The organism is Mesorhizobium sp. M7A.F.Ca.US.011.01.1.1 (assembly GCF_003998295.1).
In the GTDB taxonomy this organism is placed as follows: Bacteria; Pseudomonadota; Alphaproteobacteria; order Rhizobiales; family Rhizobiaceae; genus Mesorhizobium.
This window is the reverse complement of sequence record NZ_RZRT01000067.1, coordinates 1-19,965: the sequence shown is the minus strand read 5'-3', so window position 1 is coordinate 19,965 and position 19,965 is coordinate 1. Positions and strand designations below refer to the sequence as shown.

At 59.0% G+C, this 19,965-nt stretch carries 15 protein-coding genes and 3 pseudogenes; 1 reads left to right on the top strand and 17 read right to left on the bottom strand.

Annotated features, from left to right (window positions below):
* Positions 1 to 336 precede the first annotated feature (336 nt).
* The 14 genes and pseudogenes from EOA13_RS32175 to queC all read right to left on the bottom strand — a co-directional run bounded on the left by EOA13_RS32175 (position 337) and on the right by queC (position 14,931).
* Entirely contained in the window at positions 337 to 1,209 is an 873-nt protein-coding gene (locus EOA13_RS32175) for a universal stress protein (RefSeq protein ID WP_063169369.1), read from the bottom strand.
* Positions 1,210 to 1,304: 95 nt separating this feature from the next.
* Positions 1,305 to 2,120 carry a response regulator transcription factor gene (locus EOA13_RS32170; RefSeq protein ID WP_063169370.1) on the bottom strand — a complete coding sequence of 272 codons (816 nt, stop codon included), beginning with the start codon at positions 2,118 to 2,120 and terminating at the stop codon, positions 1,305 to 1,307.
* Entirely contained in the window at positions 2,117 to 2,596 is a 480-nt protein-coding gene (locus EOA13_RS32165; protein ID WP_024505267.1) for a NifX-associated nitrogen fixation protein, read from the bottom strand. Before EOA13_RS32165 ends, EOA13_RS32170 begins: the two co-directional genes overlap by 4 nt.
* A 16-nt stretch (positions 2,597 to 2,612) precedes the next feature.
* Positions 2,613 to 3,110 (bottom strand): nitrogen fixation protein NifX, encoded by a 498-nt coding sequence (gene nifX / locus EOA13_RS32160; RefSeq protein WP_063169371.1) that lies wholly within the window; start codon positions 3,108 to 3,110, stop codon positions 2,613 to 2,615.
* Positions 3,107 to 4,459, bottom strand: a complete 1,353-nt coding sequence (gene nifN / locus EOA13_RS32155) for a nitrogenase iron-molybdenum cofactor biosynthesis protein NifN (protein ID WP_024505265.1) — start codon at positions 4,457 to 4,459, stop codon at positions 3,107 to 3,109. Before nifN ends, nifX begins: the two co-directional genes overlap by 4 nt.
* 8 nt (positions 4,460 to 4,467) lie before the next feature.
* Positions 4,468 to 5,952: a nitrogenase iron-molybdenum cofactor biosynthesis protein NifE gene (gene nifE / locus EOA13_RS32150; protein WP_024505264.1), complete on the bottom strand. Its 1,485-nt coding sequence runs from the start codon at positions 5,950 to 5,952 to the stop codon at positions 4,468 to 4,470.
* A gap of 61 nt (positions 5,953 to 6,013) precedes the next feature.
* Entirely contained in the window at positions 6,014 to 7,555 is a 1,542-nt protein-coding gene (gene nifK, locus EOA13_RS32145; protein ID WP_024505263.1) for a nitrogenase molybdenum-iron protein subunit beta, read from the bottom strand.
* Between the two features lie 129 nt (positions 7,556 to 7,684).
* Positions 7,685 to 9,187, bottom strand: coding sequence for a nitrogenase molybdenum-iron protein alpha chain (gene nifD, locus EOA13_RS32140; protein ID WP_024505262.1), 1,503 nt, complete (start codon positions 9,185 to 9,187; stop codon positions 7,685 to 7,687).
* 87 nt (positions 9,188 to 9,274) lie between these two features.
* Positions 9,275 to 10,168, bottom strand: coding sequence for a nitrogenase iron protein (gene nifH, locus EOA13_RS32135; protein WP_024505261.1), 894 nt, complete (start codon positions 10,166 to 10,168; stop codon positions 9,275 to 9,277).
* Between the two features lie 1,097 nt (positions 10,169 to 11,265).
* A pseudogene (locus EOA13_RS39080) lies at positions 11,266 to 11,462 on the bottom strand (7-carboxy-7-deazaguanine synthase QueE); the annotation flags it as partial.
* 160 nt (positions 11,463 to 11,622) lie between these two features.
* Complete coding sequence (locus tag EOA13_RS32120) at positions 11,623 to 12,375, bottom strand: carbonic anhydrase (RefSeq protein WP_063169372.1); 753 nt, start codon at positions 12,373 to 12,375, stop codon at positions 11,623 to 11,625.
* A 770-nt stretch (positions 12,376 to 13,145) separates the two neighbouring features.
* A complete protein-coding gene (queE, locus tag EOA13_RS32115; RefSeq protein ID WP_164548811.1) occupies positions 13,146 to 13,871 on the bottom strand; it encodes a 7-carboxy-7-deazaguanine synthase QueE in 726 nt (241 codons plus the stop codon).
* Positions 13,872 to 13,876: 5 nt separating this feature from the next.
* Positions 13,877 to 14,233 (bottom strand): 6-carboxytetrahydropterin synthase QueD, encoded by a 357-nt coding sequence (queD, locus tag EOA13_RS32110; protein ID WP_063169374.1) that lies wholly within the window; start codon positions 14,231 to 14,233, stop codon positions 13,877 to 13,879.
* A complete protein-coding gene (gene queC, locus EOA13_RS32105) occupies positions 14,233 to 14,931 on the bottom strand; it encodes a 7-cyano-7-deazaguanine synthase QueC (protein ID WP_063170389.1) in 699 nt (232 codons plus the stop codon). Before queC ends, queD begins: the two co-directional genes overlap by 1 nt.
* A 369-nt stretch (positions 14,932 to 15,300) precedes the next feature.
* Here queC and EOA13_RS32100 point away from each other — a divergent pair.
* Positions 15,301 to 15,442 (top strand): annotated as a pseudogene (locus tag EOA13_RS32100) (transposase); the annotation flags it as partial.
* Here the strand turns inward: EOA13_RS32100 and EOA13_RS32095 are convergent.
* From EOA13_RS32095 to hisC, 3 genes and pseudogenes are all read right to left on the bottom strand, one after another.
* Positions 15,437 to 16,639, bottom strand: a pseudogene (locus EOA13_RS32095) (IS3 family transposase). The pseudogenes EOA13_RS32100 and EOA13_RS32095 sit on opposite strands and share 6 nt — an antisense overlap.
* Positions 16,640 to 16,893: 254 nt before the next feature.
* The gene (locus EOA13_RS32090) at positions 16,894 to 17,928 is read right to left on the bottom strand and encodes an LLM class flavin-dependent oxidoreductase (RefSeq protein WP_063169375.1); all 1,035 of its coding nucleotides are present in this window, start codon (positions 17,926 to 17,928) and stop codon (positions 16,894 to 16,896) included.
* A 71-nt stretch (positions 17,929 to 17,999) separates the two neighbouring features.
* Positions 18,000 to 19,130, bottom strand: coding sequence for a histidinol-phosphate transaminase (gene hisC, locus EOA13_RS32085; RefSeq protein ID WP_063169376.1), 1,131 nt, complete (start codon positions 19,128 to 19,130; stop codon positions 18,000 to 18,002).
* Positions 19,131 to 19,965: the final 835 nt, after the last annotated feature.

Here is a 19,965-nt window from a genome sequence, read left to right as displayed (position 1 = left end):
GCTGACAGGGACAGCCGCCGATTTGACGCGCGTCCGGGTACTGATAAGGGGCCTTCCAACAGGGTTCGCGCACGAGGCGGGGTCTCCTGGTACACCCGCCCTGTGGCTTGGCTGCGGTCTGCTGCAGCCGTTCGTCTTTACTGCCCGTTGCGGACGATCTCGCACGAGTTGGTTCACGAGAGCGTCGTGAAGCAGTCGAGGCGTCCGGTTTGGCTCTGACAAGCGTCGCAAGATGTTCGCGGATCCAGCCATGTCTCCGCAATCCGACCGGTAACCGACGACGACTTCGGACTGGTTGGCGGTCCTACGACCTGATCGGTGTTCCTACGGAGCTGATCAGCGAGCCAAAAACAGCGGCAATGTGGTCTTCCCAAAGCTCCAGCTCGGCGGACCGCCGAAAATCCGCTCACGCAGCCCACGGCTGCCATAAGCACCCATAACCATCATGTCAGCACAGATGTCGTTCGCGTGCTGGGTCAGCACTGTGCCCGCCGATTTGCCGGCGCTCTTAAGCAGGTCAACGGAGACCCGAGCACCGTGCCGAGTAAGATAGGCAGCGATGTCAGCTCCAGACTGCGCGCCTTTCCCGTTGTTTTGCGCCTTTGGATCGACCATAGCGACACAGACTTCCTTGGCAGCGGATAGGATACTAAGAGCTTCCCGAACCGCACGCGAGGCCTCTACACGCGAATCCCAGCCGACCAGCACGCGTCGAGGCGACAGCGTCGCCTTAACGCCCTTCGGCACGATGAGCACCGGCTTTCCGCTATCGAACAAGCAGCCGTTGACAACAGGAGGTCCGAGAGTCTCATCGTTGAGGAGGTCTCCTCCAACGATCGTCAGGTCAGCGCAGAGCGCCCGCTGTCGTGCCACTTCACCGAGGCTAGCCGGATCGCAATAGTCGGTGTCAACGTCACAGGAAAGCGACATAGCTTTCAGCCTTTTGAGGATATCCGCGGACCGTCTTTCCATTCTGGTCACGTCCTGTGAAAATTTCTCGATTTGCTGAAATCGATAGTTCGGTACTGCAATTGCCTGTGCACGTCCTGTATTCCATTCGGGGGGCGGAGACGACATCAAGAGCAATGGAGGCGGTATAATGAGTACCGATAGGTGCGCGCCGACCTCGGCACACAGTCCGGCAGCTGTTGTGAGGTCCTCATCAGAATGATCAGCACCCGTCACACTGAATATGCTTTTAAATTCCATTTGCCTGCTTCTCCTGGTCTTCGTTAGGAGCGCCTCAAAGCGGCAACACCGCTCTCAGGAGGAAGAGAGAGCGGCACCACGTTCGATCACCGATTTCAGTCGTCCGGCTTCTCGAGCGAGTAGCCGGCCGACCTGACGGTGCGAATGACGCTGCCGGGCAAGGCCGTTTTCAGCGCCCTCCTGATTCGGCTGATATGGACATCGACGGTGCGTGCACCGACATGAATGTTGGGCAGCCAGGCCGCCCCGATAAGCTCGTCCCGGCTGAAGACCTTGCCGGGGGCCTCAATCATAAGCCGCAGCACGTTGAAATCGATCCGTCCGAGATGGATGTCGTGGCCATTACCGCGAACCCGATGGGCATCGAGCTTCATCTCCAGGCCTCCACAACAAATCCAACTGTCGTTTTCAACCCCGTTCGGACCACGCTTGGTCAGCCCGAGCCTCGCCCGCAGGCAGTCGAGCAGCTTGGCCGGAGCCACCGGCCGCACAAAGCTCTCAACGCCTGCCTTCAAGAGATCGAGGTGCTGGTGCTCGGCGCCAGGCGCGATCAGGGCGATGATAGGCAGGTCGGTGGTGCGCGGTTCCCGCTTGAGGTGGGCGCAAATTGCGGACCCGTTTATGCTGGCTGGGTCGCAATCCAGCACTACGGCCTGAAGCTCCCGTTGTTCGGCCAAGGCCAGCGCAGCCTTCGCGCCGTCTGCCGTCTCACTGCTGAAACCGTCAACCTCCAGTATGTGGCTGTAGAGCAGATAGAACTCGGCATCTTGCGAGCAGATCAGGACCAGCGGCTTCTTCATCGGCGATACCCCAACAACCTGGTCGGCCTCGAGTCCCTGGATCGAGGGGACTGGCCAACATAGTTTCTCGGGTCCGTCATGATGGCCTTTCTCGAAAATCGCGCCCATCATGCCAGCGCCACGTGGGGAAAGGTTTCGATGACTGAAATCGCATCGTCGACCAGCTTCGTACCGGCCGTGGCGAGCTTCAGGAGCGTCTCGAAGCCAAACCGGTGGACATCGCGCAGCGTTTTGGACAAAACGACCAGCCGTCCGGTCGTGAAAAGCACCCGACCAAAACCCTCATGGCTCACCTGGATCATCGGCGATGCCATAAGGCCGCAGCGCTCCTCGATCGCAAGCCCGATGGCGGCGTAGTACTTGTCGAGCCTCCACAGCACGTCGGGATCGGGATCTCCGATGATTGGGATCCCTCGGCGCTGTTCCTTGGTAATGATGAAGTCGCCCAGCAGCTCAGCGTCCGCTTTGCGTTCCCACGAGCCATAGGAATCCTGAGAACGGATCAGCCGCACGAGGCATTTGACGAACGGGGTGCAAAGAGCCGCCTCGTCTTCGGCGACAGCTGGGGGGATTGCGGGGTCAGGCATTGGCGTCCTCCTCTTTTCAGTCCTCGTCCTCGAAGGACGGTTTCTTTTCGGCAATGCCCGCTCGCGCCAGCACCTTGCGCAGCCAAGGCGGAGGACACGTCCTGAGCATCATCTGCGTGCGCAAGAGCACCTGTGGGATCGATTGGGGCTCCGCCACTTTGATCGGGTGGATTTTTGCCGCGACAAGCTTGGCTGCCGAAGGGCCGCCAATTGCCAGACAAAACAGGATCTGACAGCCCTTGAGCGCATCCACCTTTGGCGTGATGCGATCATCGCGCTCGGCCCGATGCTCCCCGCTTTCATCGGACACGTCATCGAAGGCCACGGCTTCTACGAGATTCCATTCCTCGCGCGTCACGTCGTAGACAGCAAAGCGCCTGGCCGACCCGAAATGGGCGTTGAGGTCCTGCATGTCCTGAGTGGCGATCGCAACGCGCAATGCGCCCTTACGTCGTTCAGGCATCGGGGCGAAAACCTCACTACTGACCAGCGAGAGGCGGCGAACAGCGTTCATCGTGATATTTCTCGATTACGGAGTGGATCAAGCGCCTCAGGAGTGGGCGCGTGTTGGTTGGCCTGGAAGATGCTGGCGACCTCGAAGATCATGTCGCGGGTGCCCTGATAGAGAATTGCGAGCTTGTGCTGGCTGCCTAGTCGATCGAAGACCGGGAACCCGATGCGCATGAGCGGAATTCGGAGCCGCTCCGATGCTTGGCGCCCGTGCGAATGCGTGACAAGCAGGTCAGCACCGACGGCAAGACTTTCCAGATCGCCGAGATCGCCGATCTGAACCGAAACCGCCGGGACTTTCTCGAGAATTTTAGACCTGTCGGTCGTTGTGACGGCCGCGGCTATCTCGGAGCCGAGGCCAGCAAAGAAGGTCGCAAGTTGGAACAGCTGGTCTGGTTCGGCAGCGATGGCAATTTTCTTGCCGCCGAAATGGAAATGTCCGTCGAGCATCGCGTCCTGCAATTGCGCCCGGCGCCGGCGCACGCGGGCCGGTACCGCCGCGCCCGAAATCGCAGACAGCAGCGACACGAAGCGGTCCGTGTCCTGCAGCCCAGTCAGTGACTGGAACAACACGTAAGGCACGCCGGTCAACCCGTGCAGCGCTTTCGCCGGGCGGCGCATGTGCTCACCGATGGCGATGCATTGCATGGCCGTGCCCAACTCGCGAATGTCTTCGACGCTGGTGCCGCCGTATGTGGTCGCTACCCAGCGGTCAGGAACCGTACCGTCGAGCGAGCCTGAAATGTCGGGCAGAATAACCGGCTTGAGCCCAAAGCTTTCAACCATGTCACGCATATGCTCGATGTCGGCGACAGTGAGGTTGCATCCGGGCAGGATCGCGATCTTCTTCGGCTGCCGCGCACGTTCGCCCGAGCCTGTAATCCCTTTGATCATTGCGGTGACTGCCTTGGCCCAGCCCTCTTCGATCGCGCCGTCAAAATCCGGCGTGTTGGCCAGCACGACCTCCGTACCCGCAAGCTCTTGCGTGTGCTTCAGCTTGATGTTCGCAATATCACTCGCGCAATCTTCGCCACGCGTCTCCACCAGCGCGGTCGTGCACACCCCGATCAGCTTTGGCTTCGTGCGGTTCTTGAGGTTGAGGATGGCTTCTTCAAGATGGTCGGCAGCGCCGAGGATGGTCGCCACCTCATCCATCGCTGTTGTCTGCAATGGAATCGTTTCTTTGAAGTGCCGTACGAAGAGCACGAGCGCGAAGCTTGTGCATCCCTGGCTGCCGTGGAACAGCGGCATCGCGCCGTCGACCCCAAGAAAGGCAAAGGCGGCACCCAGCGGCTGCGACGACTTCAGCGGGTTCACCGCCGCGGATTTGGTCTGGGGAAGGATGCGGGCCATCGGTCGCCTCAACACTCGCTGAACTCGTGTGCCGTCGCGCCGGCGAATTCATCGAACAGGTGCCCGGACTCCTTCTTCGTGCATGGCAGTTCGTCTTTTAGATCAGGCTGGCAATCCCACGGGGCCGGCTGGCGCACCTGAGACCAGACCGGATTGTGAATGGCGAGGTCGATCTGGCGTACGAGTTCCACCATGCCGGCATAGCCGGCATAAGGGTGCTGGCGCTCCTGGTTGATATCGAGCCAGGGCGTCTTGGCCTTGAGCGCAATGAATTGCGTGCGACCGCCCGACAGCATGATATCGGCCCTGTGTTCAGAGAGCATGGCGTACAGCTCGCGCGCAGCCATGTATTCGAACATATGCTTGTCGTGCTTGAGAACTTGTTTGATGCGCTCCTTGTCCTGCACCGTAGATTTCTTGACCGAGGTGCCGACGATCTCGATTCCGATCTCCATCAGCGCACGGACAACCGACCAGGACTTCACACCGCCTGTGTTGAGCAGCACGCGCTTGCCTTGGAGCCTTTGCCGGTAGGATTCGAGTTTCTTCCACGCGATCGCCTCCTGCTGCGCGATCAGCGTCTCCGTGCGCTCGAGGATCTCCGGATCGGCGCCCTTCCTCACCAGCAGCCTGACAAGGTTGCGAAGAGCTTGCGATGTGTCGGAGATGCCATAGAAGGAGCCCTCGAAGAACGGGATGTCCCAGCGCTCCTCCATCTTGCGGGCAAGACTGATCAGCGCGGTCGAGCACACGATCATTGCCGCCCGGGCGCGGTGCGCGGAAGCAATGTCGCGGTAACGCGCATCGCCGGGAATGCAGGCGCGCACCCGGATGCCGAGCCGATCGAGGAGCGGCTTTACAAGCCAGAATTCGCCCGAGAGGTTGAATTCGCCAAGGATGTTGATGTCGTAGGGCCCGGGGTCGTCGGGTTCGACCGTGCCGATGACATGATCGAGCAACGCCTCGGCGGCGAGCTTGTTGCCGAGGTTCTTGGAGCCTGCCAGGCCAGGCGCATTGATCGGCACCACGGCCAAACCGAACTTTTCCGTGGCGCGTTTGCACACGGCCTCGATGTCGTCACCGATCAGCGCCGTTACGCAAGTTGAGTAGACGAAGATCGCCGGCGGCGCGTATGTGTGCTTGATCTCGCGGATCGCCTTGAAGAGTTTCCGCTCGCCCTGCCCCATCACCAGGTCGAGTTCGGTGAGGTCGGTCGTGAAGCTTGTCCGCCACAAGGTCGGCCCTGACGAAACCGCACCACGGTTGTCCCAAGAATTGCCCTCGCAGGCGAGCGGCGCATGGACCAGATGCGCAACGTCGGTGATCGGCTGCAGGACGATCTTGGCTCCGTCAAAGGCGCAGCCGCCGGCTGCCGCCCCTGGTGTCAGCGACTTCGAGCAGCCCTCCTTGCGCGCCTTGGCATCTTTGCCACGGTTCTTATCGCAGGCGGGCTCATCGAAGGCGTCCTTGATTTTGGCGCTGAGGGAGGACATCGCTCAGCCTCCCCAGTCCATTGGGCAAGGAATGGCCTCGGCGAAAAGCCGGCCACGGCTCTTAGCGCGTGAGGTCATAGGAATAATCCGTCACACCCGTCTCGCTCGTCTCGCGATCGAGTTTGTCGAAGATCTTGTCGAGGATCGTCGTCAGCACGCGCAACGCGCCCTGGTAGCCAAAGAGCGCAAAGCGGTGATGATGGTGCCGATCGAAGATCGGAAACATCAGCCGGATCAGCGGCGTTCCGGTGTCGCGCTCCAGGTACTTGCCGTAGGAATTGCCGATCAAAAGGTCCACCGGCTCGGTAAAGAGCAGCGAGCGCAGCGCCCACAGGTCCTTGCCCGCCCAAACCTGGGCAGCCTTGCCGAAAGGCGAGGATGCTAGCAGCTTCTTCAAATCGGCTTCCCATGCCGAGGTGCCATTGGTGGCGAGGCAATGGGTTGGCTCGCCGCCGGTCTCCATGACAAAGCGGGCCATTGCGTGAACGAAGTCGGGATCACCGTAGATGGCGTATTTCTTACCATGCAGCCAGGATTGGCTGTCCGCCATGGCGTCTACCAGTCGGCCGCGCTCGAGGCGAATTGCCTCGGGAATCTCCTTGCCGGAAATCGCCGCGACCTCCATCAGGAATTCGTCCGTCGCCTGAACGCCGAGCGGATAGTGGAACGAGGCCGTCGCCTGCCCGACCTCCTCGCAATAGCCCAGTGTCTTTCGGGTGTTGTGATGCTGCAGCGAAAGCGTTGCCTCGGCGTTGAGGGCCTTCTTCACCTCGTTGATCTTCGTGCCCCCGTCATACATGCGGTATTCACCGTCCGAAGGCGTATCGAACTGGTCAGAGGCATCCTGGATCAATGTATAGGACACGCCCATTACATCGAGCAGGCGCTTGAGCTCCCGGTTGTTGCCGACGCAGAAGCCGTCGAAGCCCGGAATGATGTTGATGGTTCCTTCGATTTGCGTACGCTCCTGACCTTTCCAGAAGTGCTCCAAAATGCCTTTGACCATGTTGTCATAGCCGTCGACATGACTGCCAACGAAGGCCGGGGTGTGGGCAAAGGGCACGTCGAAGTCGCGCGGGACTGAATCTTCGTCCTTGGCGTTCTGGATGAAGCTGTGCAGGTCGTCGCCAATGACCTCTGCCATACAGGTCGTCGACACGGCAATCATCTTGGGGTCGTAGAGCTGGTAGGTGTTGGCGAGCCCGTCGACCATGTTCTTCAGGCCGCCAAACACCGCCGCATCCTCGGTCATTGAGGAGGAGACCGCCGCGGCAGGCTCCTTGAAATGGCGCGACAGGTGCGAGCGGTAATAGGCGACGCAACCTTGGCTGCCGTGGACGAAGGACATGGTTCGCTCGAAGCCGGCGGCAGCGAATACCGCACCCAGCGGCTGGCAGGCCTTGGCCGGGTTCACGACAAGCGCTTTGCGGGCGAGGTTCTTTTCGCGGTATTCCCACGTCTGGGTGAAATCGCGCTGATCGGAAACGATTTCATCGGGGTGCGGACATTCGAAGTTTAGCTTCTTCTCAGCGAGCATCTTTCTGTATTCCGGCTCGCGGAACAGGGGAGCGTGATCGAGAATTTTTTCAGCCGACTGCGGCATGATGATTACCTCTTTTGCATCTGGCTGCGCGGGACGGCAGCTCAGGACGTCAAGACGTTCCAGGCTCCGGCGGATCAGAGGCCGCGGGAGTTCACCGTCTCAGTGGGAGACTGGGGCTGAAGCAAATGTTTATTCGGCAGCCATCGCCCGCTCATCGCCCCGGCTTCTTTTCCAAGGCGCGTGGAATAGGTCCCAGACCGGGTTGTTAATGGCGAGATCCACATCACGTGCGAAAATGGCAAAGCCGTCGTAGCCGTGATACGGGCCTGAATAATCCCAGGAATGCATCTGGCGGAACGGTATGCCCATCTTCTGCACCGGGTATTTTTCTTTGATTCCCGAGCCGACCAGATTTGGGCGAATCCCTTCGATGAATTTCTCCAACTCATAGCCGGTCACGTCATCGTAGATCAGCGTGCCGTTCTTCACGTAGTGGCCGGTGCGCTGATAGTCGTCGCTGTGGGCGAATTCATAGCCGGTGCCCACGATGACCATGCCGAGGTCCTCGTAGGCCGTGACGACGTGGCGGGGGCGCAGGCCGCCGACATAGAGCATCACGGTATTTCCTTCCAGGCGCGACAGGTACTTGGCGATGACCGCATCAACAAGCGGCCTGTACTTGGCAATGACCTTTTCGGTCTTCTCCTCGATTTCCGGCCCAAAATGCTTGGCTATGTTGCGCAGAGAGGCTTCGATCTGGGAGGGACCGAAGAAATTGTACTCCATCCAGGCGACGCCATACTTTTCCTCCATATGCCGACAGATGTAATTCATCGACCGGTAGCAGTGGATAAGATTGAGCTTAGCCTTCGGGGCGCGCTCGATCTCTGCGAGTGTGGCGTCACCCGACCAGTTGCCAACCACGCGCAGCCCTATCTCCTCAAGCAGTATGCGCGAGGCCCAGGCATCGCCGCCGATATTGTAGTCGCCGATGACGTTGACGTCGTAGGGGCCGGCCTCGAACTTGACATCCTTTTTGTCGAAGACCCAATCCCGGATTGCATCATTGGCGATGTGGTGGCCAAGCGACTGCGAGACGCCGCGGAAGCCCTCGCAGCGTACCGGCACGATCGTCTTGTCATACTCCTTGGTCTTTTTGCGAGAAACGGCCTCGGTGTCATCGCCAATCAGGCCGATAGGGCATTCGGACTGCACGGTGATGCCGTTGTTGAGCGGAAACAAGACTTCAATCTCGTCAATGATCTGTTCCAGCTTCTTGTCGCCGCCGAAGACGATGTCCTTCTCCTGGAAATCGGAGGTGAACTGCATTGTCCCGAACGTGTCGACGCCCGTTGTACCGACGTAGTAGTTGCGGCGCTGCGACCAAGAATATTGGCCGCAGCCGACCGGGCCGTGCGAGATATGGACCATATCCTTGACTGGCCCCCACACCACGCCTTTCGAACCAGCATATGCACAGCCGCGAATCGTCATCACCCCGGGAATGGACTTGATGTTCGATTTGACGTCGCATTCGGAAAGGACCTCGCTTTCCCCGCCAGCCTCGTTGCCGCTCTTTGCGACGTTGAGGTGCTTCTTGCGGCGCTTCGCCGCCTTGTCGGGATAATGCGACAGCACCTCTTCGATAAGCTTCGCATGAAGAGCACCGTCATTCTCGTATTCCCGGCTCATGAGTCCCCCTTTCAAGGTTGGGTGACGCCTCAAAGAATAGGCGCCGTTCTCTGCAAGGCGCGCCGATTCATGGCAGCGCTAATGTCACTACTGGGCCGCCGCCTTCGCCGCTTCCTTGGAGTGAAGCTCGGCAAGCATCTGCTCGTCGGTCTTCATGATGCCGAAGTCGAGCAGCATCTCCTCCAGCTCCTCCATGGTGATCGGCGTCGGGATCGTACCCTGGCCCGAATTGGCGTGGATCTTCTCGGCCAGAGCGCGGTATTCCCCTGCCTGCTTTGAGTCCGGCGCGTACTGGATCACCGACATCTTCCTGAGTTCGGCATGTTGGACGATGTTGTCGCGGGGCACGAAGTGGATGAGCTTGGAATTCAATCGGCCAGCCAGTGCTTCGGCCAGATCGAGTTCGCGGTCGGTTTGACGTTCATTGCAGATCAGCCCGCCCAGCCGCACACCGCCCGAATGGGCATATTTGAGGATGCCCTTGGCGATGTTGTTGGCGGCATAGAGCGCCATCATCTCGCCGGACATGACGATATAGATCTCCTGGGCCTTGCCTTCGCGGATCGGCATGGCGAAGCCGCCGCATACCACGTCGCCGAGGACGTCATAGGAGACATAATCGACATCGTCATAAGCGCCATTCTCCTCGAGGAAATTGATCGAGGTGATGACGCCGCGGCCGGCGCAACCGACACCCGGCTCGGGGCCGCCGGACTCCACGCACTTGATGCCTCTGTAGCCCACCTTGAGCACGTCCTGGAGTTCGAGGTCTTCCACCGAGCCTTCCTGTGCGGCGAGATCCAGGACGGTATCCTGAGCTTTCGAATTCAGGATCAAGCGTGTGGAATCGGCTTTGGGGTCGCATCCTACGATGAGGATTCTCTGCCCGAGGTCGACAAGGGCAGCGAGCGTATTTTGGGACGTGGTGGACTTGCCGATGCCGCCTTTTCCGTAAAAGGCGATCTGACGCAGACCTGACATAATAGCTTTCCTTCCTTCGTTCTAATTATCGCGACTGCCCGCGACACAAGTGCCGATAGGCAGCTCGTGCCGCCTCACACCAAGCATCGCAAAAAGCGTACCAGCGTGATCGGCCGATCCCAGAAGAAACTTTGTCATTAAATTCCAGCCGCTTAGACGGCGGCAAAACGCGCGAACGGGCCTTTCAGGCGTCTGTCACGGACACGACAAAGCCGACACAGATTGTCGTGCGCCATCCAAACCGCCGTGTGTCGAGCTCGAAGCGGGAGAATGGGGAAGTTAGCCCAAAGCTGATGGCGAGACCATCGGAAGACATCGGCTCTTGTCTTTCCAGCCTGCCATTGATCGGGCGGTCGCTGGATGAGCAGGAGCCTGGGGCTTGACCGCGGCGCGGGTAGTTCAGGCAGGCTTACAGAGCGGGAACGCCGGCGGCCGATAGACATCCGCGCTTAACCTTTCATAGCCCGTCTACAAGTTGGTTCCGCCGACGCGCTATATGGAAGCCAAATAATTCAGTAGCTTAGCCGAGAGCATTGATTTTTTCAGAAAGATACGTGTTATACGCGTATGAACCGCCGAACCCATGGTCGGCGCCCTCATGCGCGTGAGACCCCGTTGTGGGCGAGGCTCGCGACTGGCTGCACGATCCTAGCCGGCCTGCTTGCCATTGAGTTTGGTCCCGCCGCGGTAGGCTGCGGCATCAAGGGCAACATCAGCTACAACACTGGCAAGAAGATTATCACGTTCTTGGACAGGAATCTTACTGGGAGACACGCATCAACCTATTGAAGGGCGAGCGGTGGTTTTGTTCAGAGGAAGCTGCACGAAAGGCGGGCGGGCGGGCTTCGAGAGGTTAGTGTCGCGGCAGCTTGCAGATCTGCCCACGGGGCCGCCACGATCGCAAAGTGTGTACAAAAGCGCCCTCTCTGCCGAACTGAACAGTGCTCACGGCCATAGCCTCGGATGAGCCCGACTGGCTTGACCTCTGCATGATGAGAGCAGCTTTTACACCAGGTGCGCAGCACATGTCTTTAACGAACGCATCGTCTTCAAGAATATAGAGAGCAATTCGGAAAACCGAGTAGTTGGCGGCGAAGCTAGGAGAAGGTATACACTACCCTCTTGTTACCCCAGAGTAGAACGTGCAGCTGCGGCAAGACGCGGGCTTCGAACCACCTGTCGCTGGTCACCTTTTCTACCAGCGGTTCCATGCGCATCATATTCCGTCGGACTCGACAGAGACGTCTTCATTACCACGGCGGGGCGGCGTGTGATTGCCGGGGTGCAGACAAACCTCGCCGCGACGTATTTGGGACGAGTGGTGTCGGCACCGAATCCCTATCATTTAGACTAGCCAGCTTGGGGAGCGCCGTCAGACCGCCAGACCGGAAGAGGAGGCTTCGCGCCAACTTGTGCCAAGAATGTTGGACCGTGCGGAACCGCTGGGGCGGCGCTCAACTCTGGCGCAGGATGAAGCGTCGATTGGGTGAATGAATAGGGCGCGCGTTCGACGGGTAGAGTGAGGCAAATCGCTGGATGTCTGCCGGATCAACGTCAACCGGTTCCATCGCCACCATCCACTCGACGTTTTCGGTGCACGGCGGCGTCGTCAGTGAGCCCTCATAAGTCCAATAGCCAAGCGAGGCTGGCAGAAGCCAGTTGGGATTCACCTCGTCGATCGTCACCTCCCCATTCGGCAGTTCGGGAAAGGCCGCAGCAAGGGCAGCAAAGCTGGCATTTGTCGCGCCGGGCGTTAAAAAGACGCCCAGCACGCCCAGAGTACCACTTTGCGTGTCCTTGTGAACGAAATGCACCTCCATCGGGAAGCTCTTGCCCGCCACGTGATGTTCGCTTGGCGCATGGAAATGGAACTGTACCAGTTCGTAGACACGATCGCCGCGGGTCAGCGTGCTGCCTTGTGGCATATTGATTTGAATGGTGTGGCCGTTGTTCACCATATTGCCGCCGCCCTTGTGCCAGCCGATGGCGATATGCGGGATATCCGCCTTGACCGCGCTGTTGATATTGATCGGCGATTGCTGCGTGCCGGCAGAGCATACGAAATTTTCCTTATCCAGATCAGCCCAGTGCTCCGGTCCGACCGGACCGGTGTACCCCCAATGGGCACTGGTCGCTTGGGCGGCTTGAACGCAAATCCGGCATGCGCCGAGCGCAACCAACCCTTTGATCAGGTGACGACGATACATATTACTTTTGCTCCTCTTGCGAACTGATGTTGGTGGCTGCCCTAATGGACGCGTGATGGCCAATCGGCGCGGCCAGTATTGTCCTTTGCAACTGATAGATGCCCGCACGCCTTGGCGTGCTTTCATAAGTGCGGCTGCCGTTTCTCGGCTGGCCGGCTTCTGCAGCCCGCAACGGGGGCAGTTTCAACCAGCTAAACGATAAAAAATTTTAGCAGACCAGCGCTTGACCCCCGCCGCAAAGGCACAGGCGAAGGTGATCACTGCGCGGCTGCCGTTCGCGCCGGAGGCCGCATCGCTATACTTTACACTCGCTGCCCAAGGAGACGCAGGCGACCCCAATACGTTTTCATCGCTACTCCCGACGCAGCCGACCCACGCCACGAAAACGTTGCTATATTTCACGTTGGGCCAATGAGGAAATCGATCTTCTTTATGGAAGGCATTTGCGCAATGGATGCATTCCCATGCTGACAGTCGTGCGTCAGGCCGGACAATGAGATACATCGATAAGAGCTGGACAAGGATGAGGGGATGACGTGCTTGCGACGGAGCAGGTGGGGCGAGAAGGCCAGTTCTTGCGGATTTCAACTTTGCGTGACGACAGCTCATCGGAGTCAAGGTGACACACGCCGGCAGCGGGGTGTCCGGGCGGTTTCCAGCCGCACAATCGCGAGACCGCTGACGCGAACAAAGCTCGGCTGTACTCGGCACGCGAAGAGAGCCTGCCAAGCCGTTGGAGCCCGGCCTTCCGGTGCGACGCAAGCCACAGACTAGACCGCCCTCTTGTTACCCCAAAGCAGAACGTGCAGCTGCGGCAACACGCGGGCTTCGAACCACCTGTCGCTAGTCACCCTTTCGACAAGCCATTCCATTCGCATCATTATTCCGTCCAAGTCGACAGAGGCGTCTTCACTGCCAGGGAGCGGCGGCGTGTGATTGCCGGGTTGCAGATAGATCGGAAGGTGCGGATATCTCGCCGCGACTTCTTTGGCGTAGGCATAGTCACTCTCGTCGAAAACGACGAGCTTGAGCACGATTTGCGGCTTCTCTTGCGCCGCTTCGAGGCATGCATCAAACGCAGCCCAACGGGTCGTCATCTCGCTGGACGGCGGCTTTGGGCTAAGGGTCAGCACGTCAAGATCCGCAAACCACTCCCTCACCACGGAACCCTGCGTTTCCAGTGCAAAACGATAGCCCTCGCGATGGCCTCGTTCTATGAGGGGACCGAACGGCTGAATGGCCGGGTTGCCGCCTGACAAGGAGACCATAACCGGCCTGCCGCCGGAAAGCGCATGGACGGTTTGCCACACGGCATCGATCGGCATCGGTAGCCATTCATGGCGATACTGATTGTCCACCGCGTGAAGGCTGTCGCACCATGAACAGCGATAATCACATCCGCCGGTTCTGATGAACACCGTCGGCAAGCCGATGAGCACGCCCTCGCCCTGGATAGTCGGCCCGAATATCTCGCTCACACGGATTGCGGGATGCATGTCGGTCACGGACGGTATTCCGCCCAAGTTTTCGGTGTTTCGCTAACGCGCACGGCCGCGGTCTGCGGCAGACGTGCCTTGCACCATTCATAGAAATGTCTGGCCAGGCATTCCGCCGTGACCTTCTCATGTCCCAGCACGTCGTTGAGGTGCCGATGGTCGAAGCTCTCGTCAATGTAGCGTTTGAGCGGCGCCAGATCGTGATAGTCGCGCACGAAGCCGTGGGCGTCCAGTTCCTTGGCCGACAGCTCCACTACGACGACATAGTTATGCCCGTGCAGGCGCGCGCATTGATGGTTGGGAGGCAAGGAGGTGAGCTGATGCGAGGCCGAGAAGTGGAATTCCTTGCTGATGTGGAACATTACGCGCGCCTCCTGCGCAGCGCCTCAAGCCAGAAATCGGCGTCCTCGTAGTCGGTGGGATCAGCGTGCCCGGCGAGATGGAACGCTTCGCGCCGCTCGACGCAGGTCCCGCATCGTCCGCAGTGACGCACGCCGCCCTTGTAACAGGACCAGGTCTCAGCAAACGGGGTGCCGTATCTTGCGCCATCCGCAACAATGTCAGCTTTTCCGAGATTCACATACGGTGCATAGAGGCGTATCTGCGCATAGCCGTCGAGCGCGCGGTCTTGCATTGTCTGGAAAGCTTCAATGAAGGCCGGACGGCAATCGGGATAGATGAAATGGTCCCCACCATGCACGGCCGCCGCCACCGCTTCGGCGCTGTGGGCGGCGGCGAGACCGAAGGCGATTGCCAACATGATGGCATTGCGGTTCGGCACCACCGTAATCTTCATCGTGTCTTCGGCGTAGTGGCCGTCCGGCACGTCGATACTGCTAGTCAGCGCTGAGCCGGAAAGGCCACGGCCAATTTCGCCGATGTCGATGATCTGGTGCGGGACCTTCAGTCGCTGCGCGCAAAGAGCGGCGAAGCCCAATTCCTTCCTGTGCCGTTGGCCATAGTCGAAAGATAGAAGGCCGGTGAGTTCGTGCTCCGCTGCCACCATGTGAGCAAGGGAAACGGAGTCCAATCCGCCAGAGCAGACGGCGAGAGTCTTCATCATTGGTATCCTTGTTTTGACCGGGTAAGGCTGCGACCGGAGATTTCTCTGCGCCCCCACTACTCCAGCGACTCAGTTTTGTGAACCGGGAGAATTTGCGCTCAGCCCGATTGGAACGGGAGTGCGTCGCGTCCAACACGCGTGATCAATAAAAGTTGAGCGCTTCAGCAGTTTGTTTCGCATCGCGCCAACTTTCGCAACCTGCTGTCCGATCGTCGACTTCGAGACAAGGTGATGTTCGGCCGACATCGGCTGACTCTTAATTAAGCCGCAGAACACATGTTGGCTTTCTGGCCTTCGCTTGTGCGGTTGGCGAGGGCGACATGGATGCCAGCAAATTTGACATTGGCGACATCCGCCTGGAGAACCCTGCGCGGCGCGATTGAGGCCGCAGGCGAGCCTGCTCTAACTGCCGCCCTACAGTCCCGACTTCAATCCGATTGAGAACGCCTTCGCCCAACCTAAGGCGCTGCTGCGAGCAAAGGCCGAGATAACCATCAAGGCTCTATGGGACTGACGTTGCCCCAGCAGTTTTGAGTTCGTTTCCGGCGTGGGTTGTGCCCTGCTGGGCGGGTGAAGCGACGGGCGCTGGCGCGGAGCCTTTGGCATAGCGCAGCGCGAGCGACCGTCGCGGATTGAAGGTGCTGGCGAACTTGGCCGGGGTCTGCCAGGGGGGAGTGCGGCCGCGCGGTGTTGTAGTCGGCGTGCCACAGGGCGATGGCTACGCGCGCCTGAGCCAGCGAGGTGAACAGCGTCTCGTTGAGCAGTTCATCGCGCAGTCGGCCGTTGAAGCTCTCGATGAAGCCATTCTGCATCGGCTTGCCGGGCGCAATGTAATGCCATTCGACGCGGTTCTGATCCGCCCAGGAGAGGATGGCGTTCGAGGTGAACTCGCTGCCATTGTCGCTGACGATCATCCTGGGCCGGCCCCGCTCGGTGATGAGCCGTCCAATTCGCGGGCAACCCGCATGCCCGAGAGAGACGTATCAACGATGAGTGCGAGGCACTCTCTCGTGCAGTCGTCGACGACGGCCAGGATGCGGAAGCGGCGCCCGTCGGTGAGCTGGTCCGATACGAAGTCGAGCGACCAGCGCTCGTCGGGCCTCAGCGGCACCAGCATCGGCGCCCTGGTCCCGATCGCCCGCTTGCGGCCGCCACGGCGGCGACGGCGAGCTTCTCCTCCCGATAGAGCCGGAACAGCTTCTTGTGGTTCACGACCAGGCCCTCCCGCCTCAGCATCACGAGAAGACGCCGGTAGCCGAACCGGCGACGCTCCTGCGCGATCGGCCTTCATCCGCTCGCGAACCTCGCGGTCGTCCGGCCTGCTGGTCTGGTAGCGAACCGTCATGCGGCAACAGCCGATGGCTTTACACGCCCGCCGTTCGCTCATCCCGAAGCCTTCCTTCAGGCGAGCGACAGCTTTCCGCTTGGCGGCGGGCGTCACCATTTCTTTCCCACAAGGTCCTTCAACGCGGCATTGTCGAGCATGGCGTCGGCCAAAAGCCGCTTCAGGCGCGTGTTCTCGTCCTCCAGCGCCTTCAGGTCGCCGAGCCTCGGTGACATCCATCCCGCCGAAGCGGGCCTTCCAATTGTAGATCGAGGCGTCGCTGACCCCGTGCTTGCGGCACAGATCGCCAACCGATACCCCGGCCTCGTGTTTCTTCAAAATTCCGATGATCTGCTCTTCAGAGAAGCGGCTGCGTTTCATGTCCTGGTCCTCTGGATGGGCCAGAACGAACTTCAAACCGGATTAGATCAGAGGGGCAAGGTCAGGACGCCTCGGCGCGGTCGTCGACCTCTTCACCCCAGCCGAATGTGCCAACTACTTCAAAGCCGCAGGATATGACCTGGATCAGATAGGACGTGCTCCAATGGTTTACACCTGACACAGGAGTCCGGCCCCCACAACCGTTTCGCAATGAGGAGCAGCGCTGCCGCTGCTCCTCCAATCACACGACGGATTCACGATGCGGCAACTCGAGCCATGATTTCGGATCCAATGGCCGATGCGGTGTATAGTGAGGCATCCAGCGGCAAATCCCCAAATGCCAGTTGACACAGAAGATAATTAGCACCTGCCTCTTCCAGCTGATCAAGGAGAGCTTTTCGGACAGAATCTGCCGTTCCCACGACGCACAATTCACTTTCAATTGCTGCATCGAAGTTCAAAGGCAAGTTTGGTGGAGTGGAAATGGCATTTAGTTCGTATAGAAATTTGAAGCTATTGAGCCATCGTTCATAGGCAGGTGCTGCGAGCAAATACGCATCTGTTTCAGAACGCCCTATCACCACCATTCGGAGCAATCCAAGAAATGGCGCTTGCTGGCCAATGTCAGCATCGTGAATTCGGGCGGCGCGGAACGCGTCGGTAACGCTGCGAACAGAAGTGGAAGGTCCGACGCAGGCGATGTTTGCCCCATTCGCAGCGGCCCAGCTAGCCGGCTCGGGTCGATTGGTGGCGATCCATGTCGGCGGACGGGGATATTGGTGAGGTCTCAACGTCAGCGGAACATCTTTCAACTCAAAGTGGCGGCCCTGATAAGAAAGCGTCCCGCCTTTCATCGCATTGATGAGAATCTCACTGGCCTCCGCATACTGTTCTGGTGCTGCTTCTACAGCAACCCCGAAGTATCCCAATTCAGTGGGAGCAGAGCCGCGCCCTATGCCGAGTTCAAGCCTGCCGCCGCTCAACTGATCAAGCATGCAGATCTCCTCGAAGGCACGCAGCGGATGATAGAGCGCAAGTAGCATTACCATGGGACCAACACGAAGACTGCGGGTTCGCTGGGCGACGCTCGCTAAGAACAAATTCGGTGATGGACCTCTGCCATGCGGCGTACAGTGGTGCTCGGCGAGATGATACGCATAAAAGCCATAGCCATCGCACGCTTCTGCTAGGCTCAGCCGATCTGCATATTGTTGTGCGATGTCATCGCCGTTTTCGTCCAGATGATCGAAGATGCCGAAGGTCAGGCCCGAAGCGGAAATTTTCTTCAATTAATTGTTCTCCAAATTACCTATATTTATTCGCTAATCATCATAGCTCACGACATATCATTACTTGATGCTTAATGTGAATCGACTTCATGCTTGTGAGCACCGCGATCCTTCTTAAAGTTCATACAGACGCGTTCGGCGGCAGCAAGGAATTTGTCCATCTGCTCTGTGGTGCCAATGCTGACGCGAATACAGTTCTTCAAATCTACGTCAGGAAAGCTGGCGATGAGGATCGCCTGCTCTTTCAACGCGGCTTGCCAGCATGAGCCCTCCTGTCCCGCCGGCACACGGGCCAGCAAAAAGTTTGCGTGGGAGGGTGTTACGGAAAAGCCAAGTTGCAACAGCGCCAGGGTCACTCGCTGTCGTTCATGCTTGATGTGCCTGTGGTTCTCTTCGTAGGCGTGGCGATGCGCAAGAATGCTTTTCCCGACCGCCTGCCCGATCACGTTCATGTTGAAGACATTCTGGATGTTGCGCAGCCTGCCAATGATTTCTGGGTGACCGAAACCGAAGCCGACTCGCACGCCAGCGGCAGCATAGCTCTTTGAAAAAGTCCTCAAGATCAAAAGATTCGGATGTCTATTGACGAGGCGCAGGGCATTGTCGGGTGCGAAGTCAACGTAGGCCTCATCCAAGACGACCAAGCGATCTGCTTGCTCCACAAGGCGTTCGATTTCGGCCACCGGCACGAATGTTCCGGTCGGATTGTTCGGATTAGCCAACAGAATGAACTTCGCGTCTTTTGCGGGGCCGGACAGCAGTTTTTCTATCGGCAGGGGATGAGCTTCGCTCGATGCGATTTCGAGAAACTCGGCACCCTGCAACATGGCAAGTTTACGGTTGAACGAAAATCCGGGCGACAGCATTGCCACTCTATCTCCTGGGGCGAGGAAAGCTCTGTAGATGAGTCCGAGCAGCTCCGACGAACCGTTGCCGGCAATCACCTGATCTTTGGAAAATCCGTAAGCATCGGAGGCAGCTGCCCTTAAGCTGAGATTGTCGTCTTCCGGATAAAGATACTGGTGTTCGATCGCAGCAATTGCACTTTGCATTACGCTCTTCGGCAACGGAAACGGGTTCTCGTTCGTATTTAGCTTAACGCAGTTTGCATCCGTCGCTGGTCCGTTGGACGAGAGAGCATCTAATTTGCTGGCCACCGGCGAAAAAAGCGAAAGCACGGTCTTCAGTTTTGCATCGCACATGTTCTTCTCCGTTTTTCAGTCCCGCAGGGCATGTGACATGAGGCAATCGTTGATCGTGACTTGATCGACGTTCGGCTATATCAGCGCTGCCTTCCCACCCTGGTGGGGATCGCCGACCACGGTTTGGATTTGACACCGGGAAGCTGTCGAGAACCTGATGACGACCCAACGTTTGGCCGACGGCCGATTCGGCGCAACAGACGGTGTTTCAACATCGCATCGTCCTCAAAGCCGCATGCAGGGCCTGCACGACAGCCCGTCTCCAGCGCCCGCAGATAGGTGGAAGCCGAAGTCTTGCCGAACCTCAGTTGCTCTGCCACCTTGGCCCACCGGACTGCCCTGTTTATGGGTCAGGCGCAGGATATCTCTGACGCTCGTTCGTCTTGCTTGCTTCCGTCTTGGCATGGGCTCTCTCGGTTTGCTGATGAGAGAGCCAAATACCGGCTCATCTGAGCATGAGACGCAGGCCTGACGATATGGAGCGTCGCTGGTGGCGCGCGTAGCCGAGAGGGTTCGCCTCGCTGGCGGGGCATGCAAGACGGCGCACCTCCTTAGCCATCCTGTCCCATCGTCTCAGATCGTGAGGCGCACCTTATAGTCGGTGAGGAGATCTTGCAGGGTCAGGTTACGCCCTAGCGCTTAAGGTTGTTGGTCGCACCGAGCAAGCGCGGGACCTGTCGACGGACAACAGCGGTGCCACTGCCGGCACTAGGTGTGAGCTTTCGAGAGGTTGTCCATTCGGACCGGACCGAGGAGACTGGAGTTACCACGCTTCAGCATCCATCGGAGGGTCCGAATGAACATCCACAAGAATGCCCGTCTCACACCGCTGCGT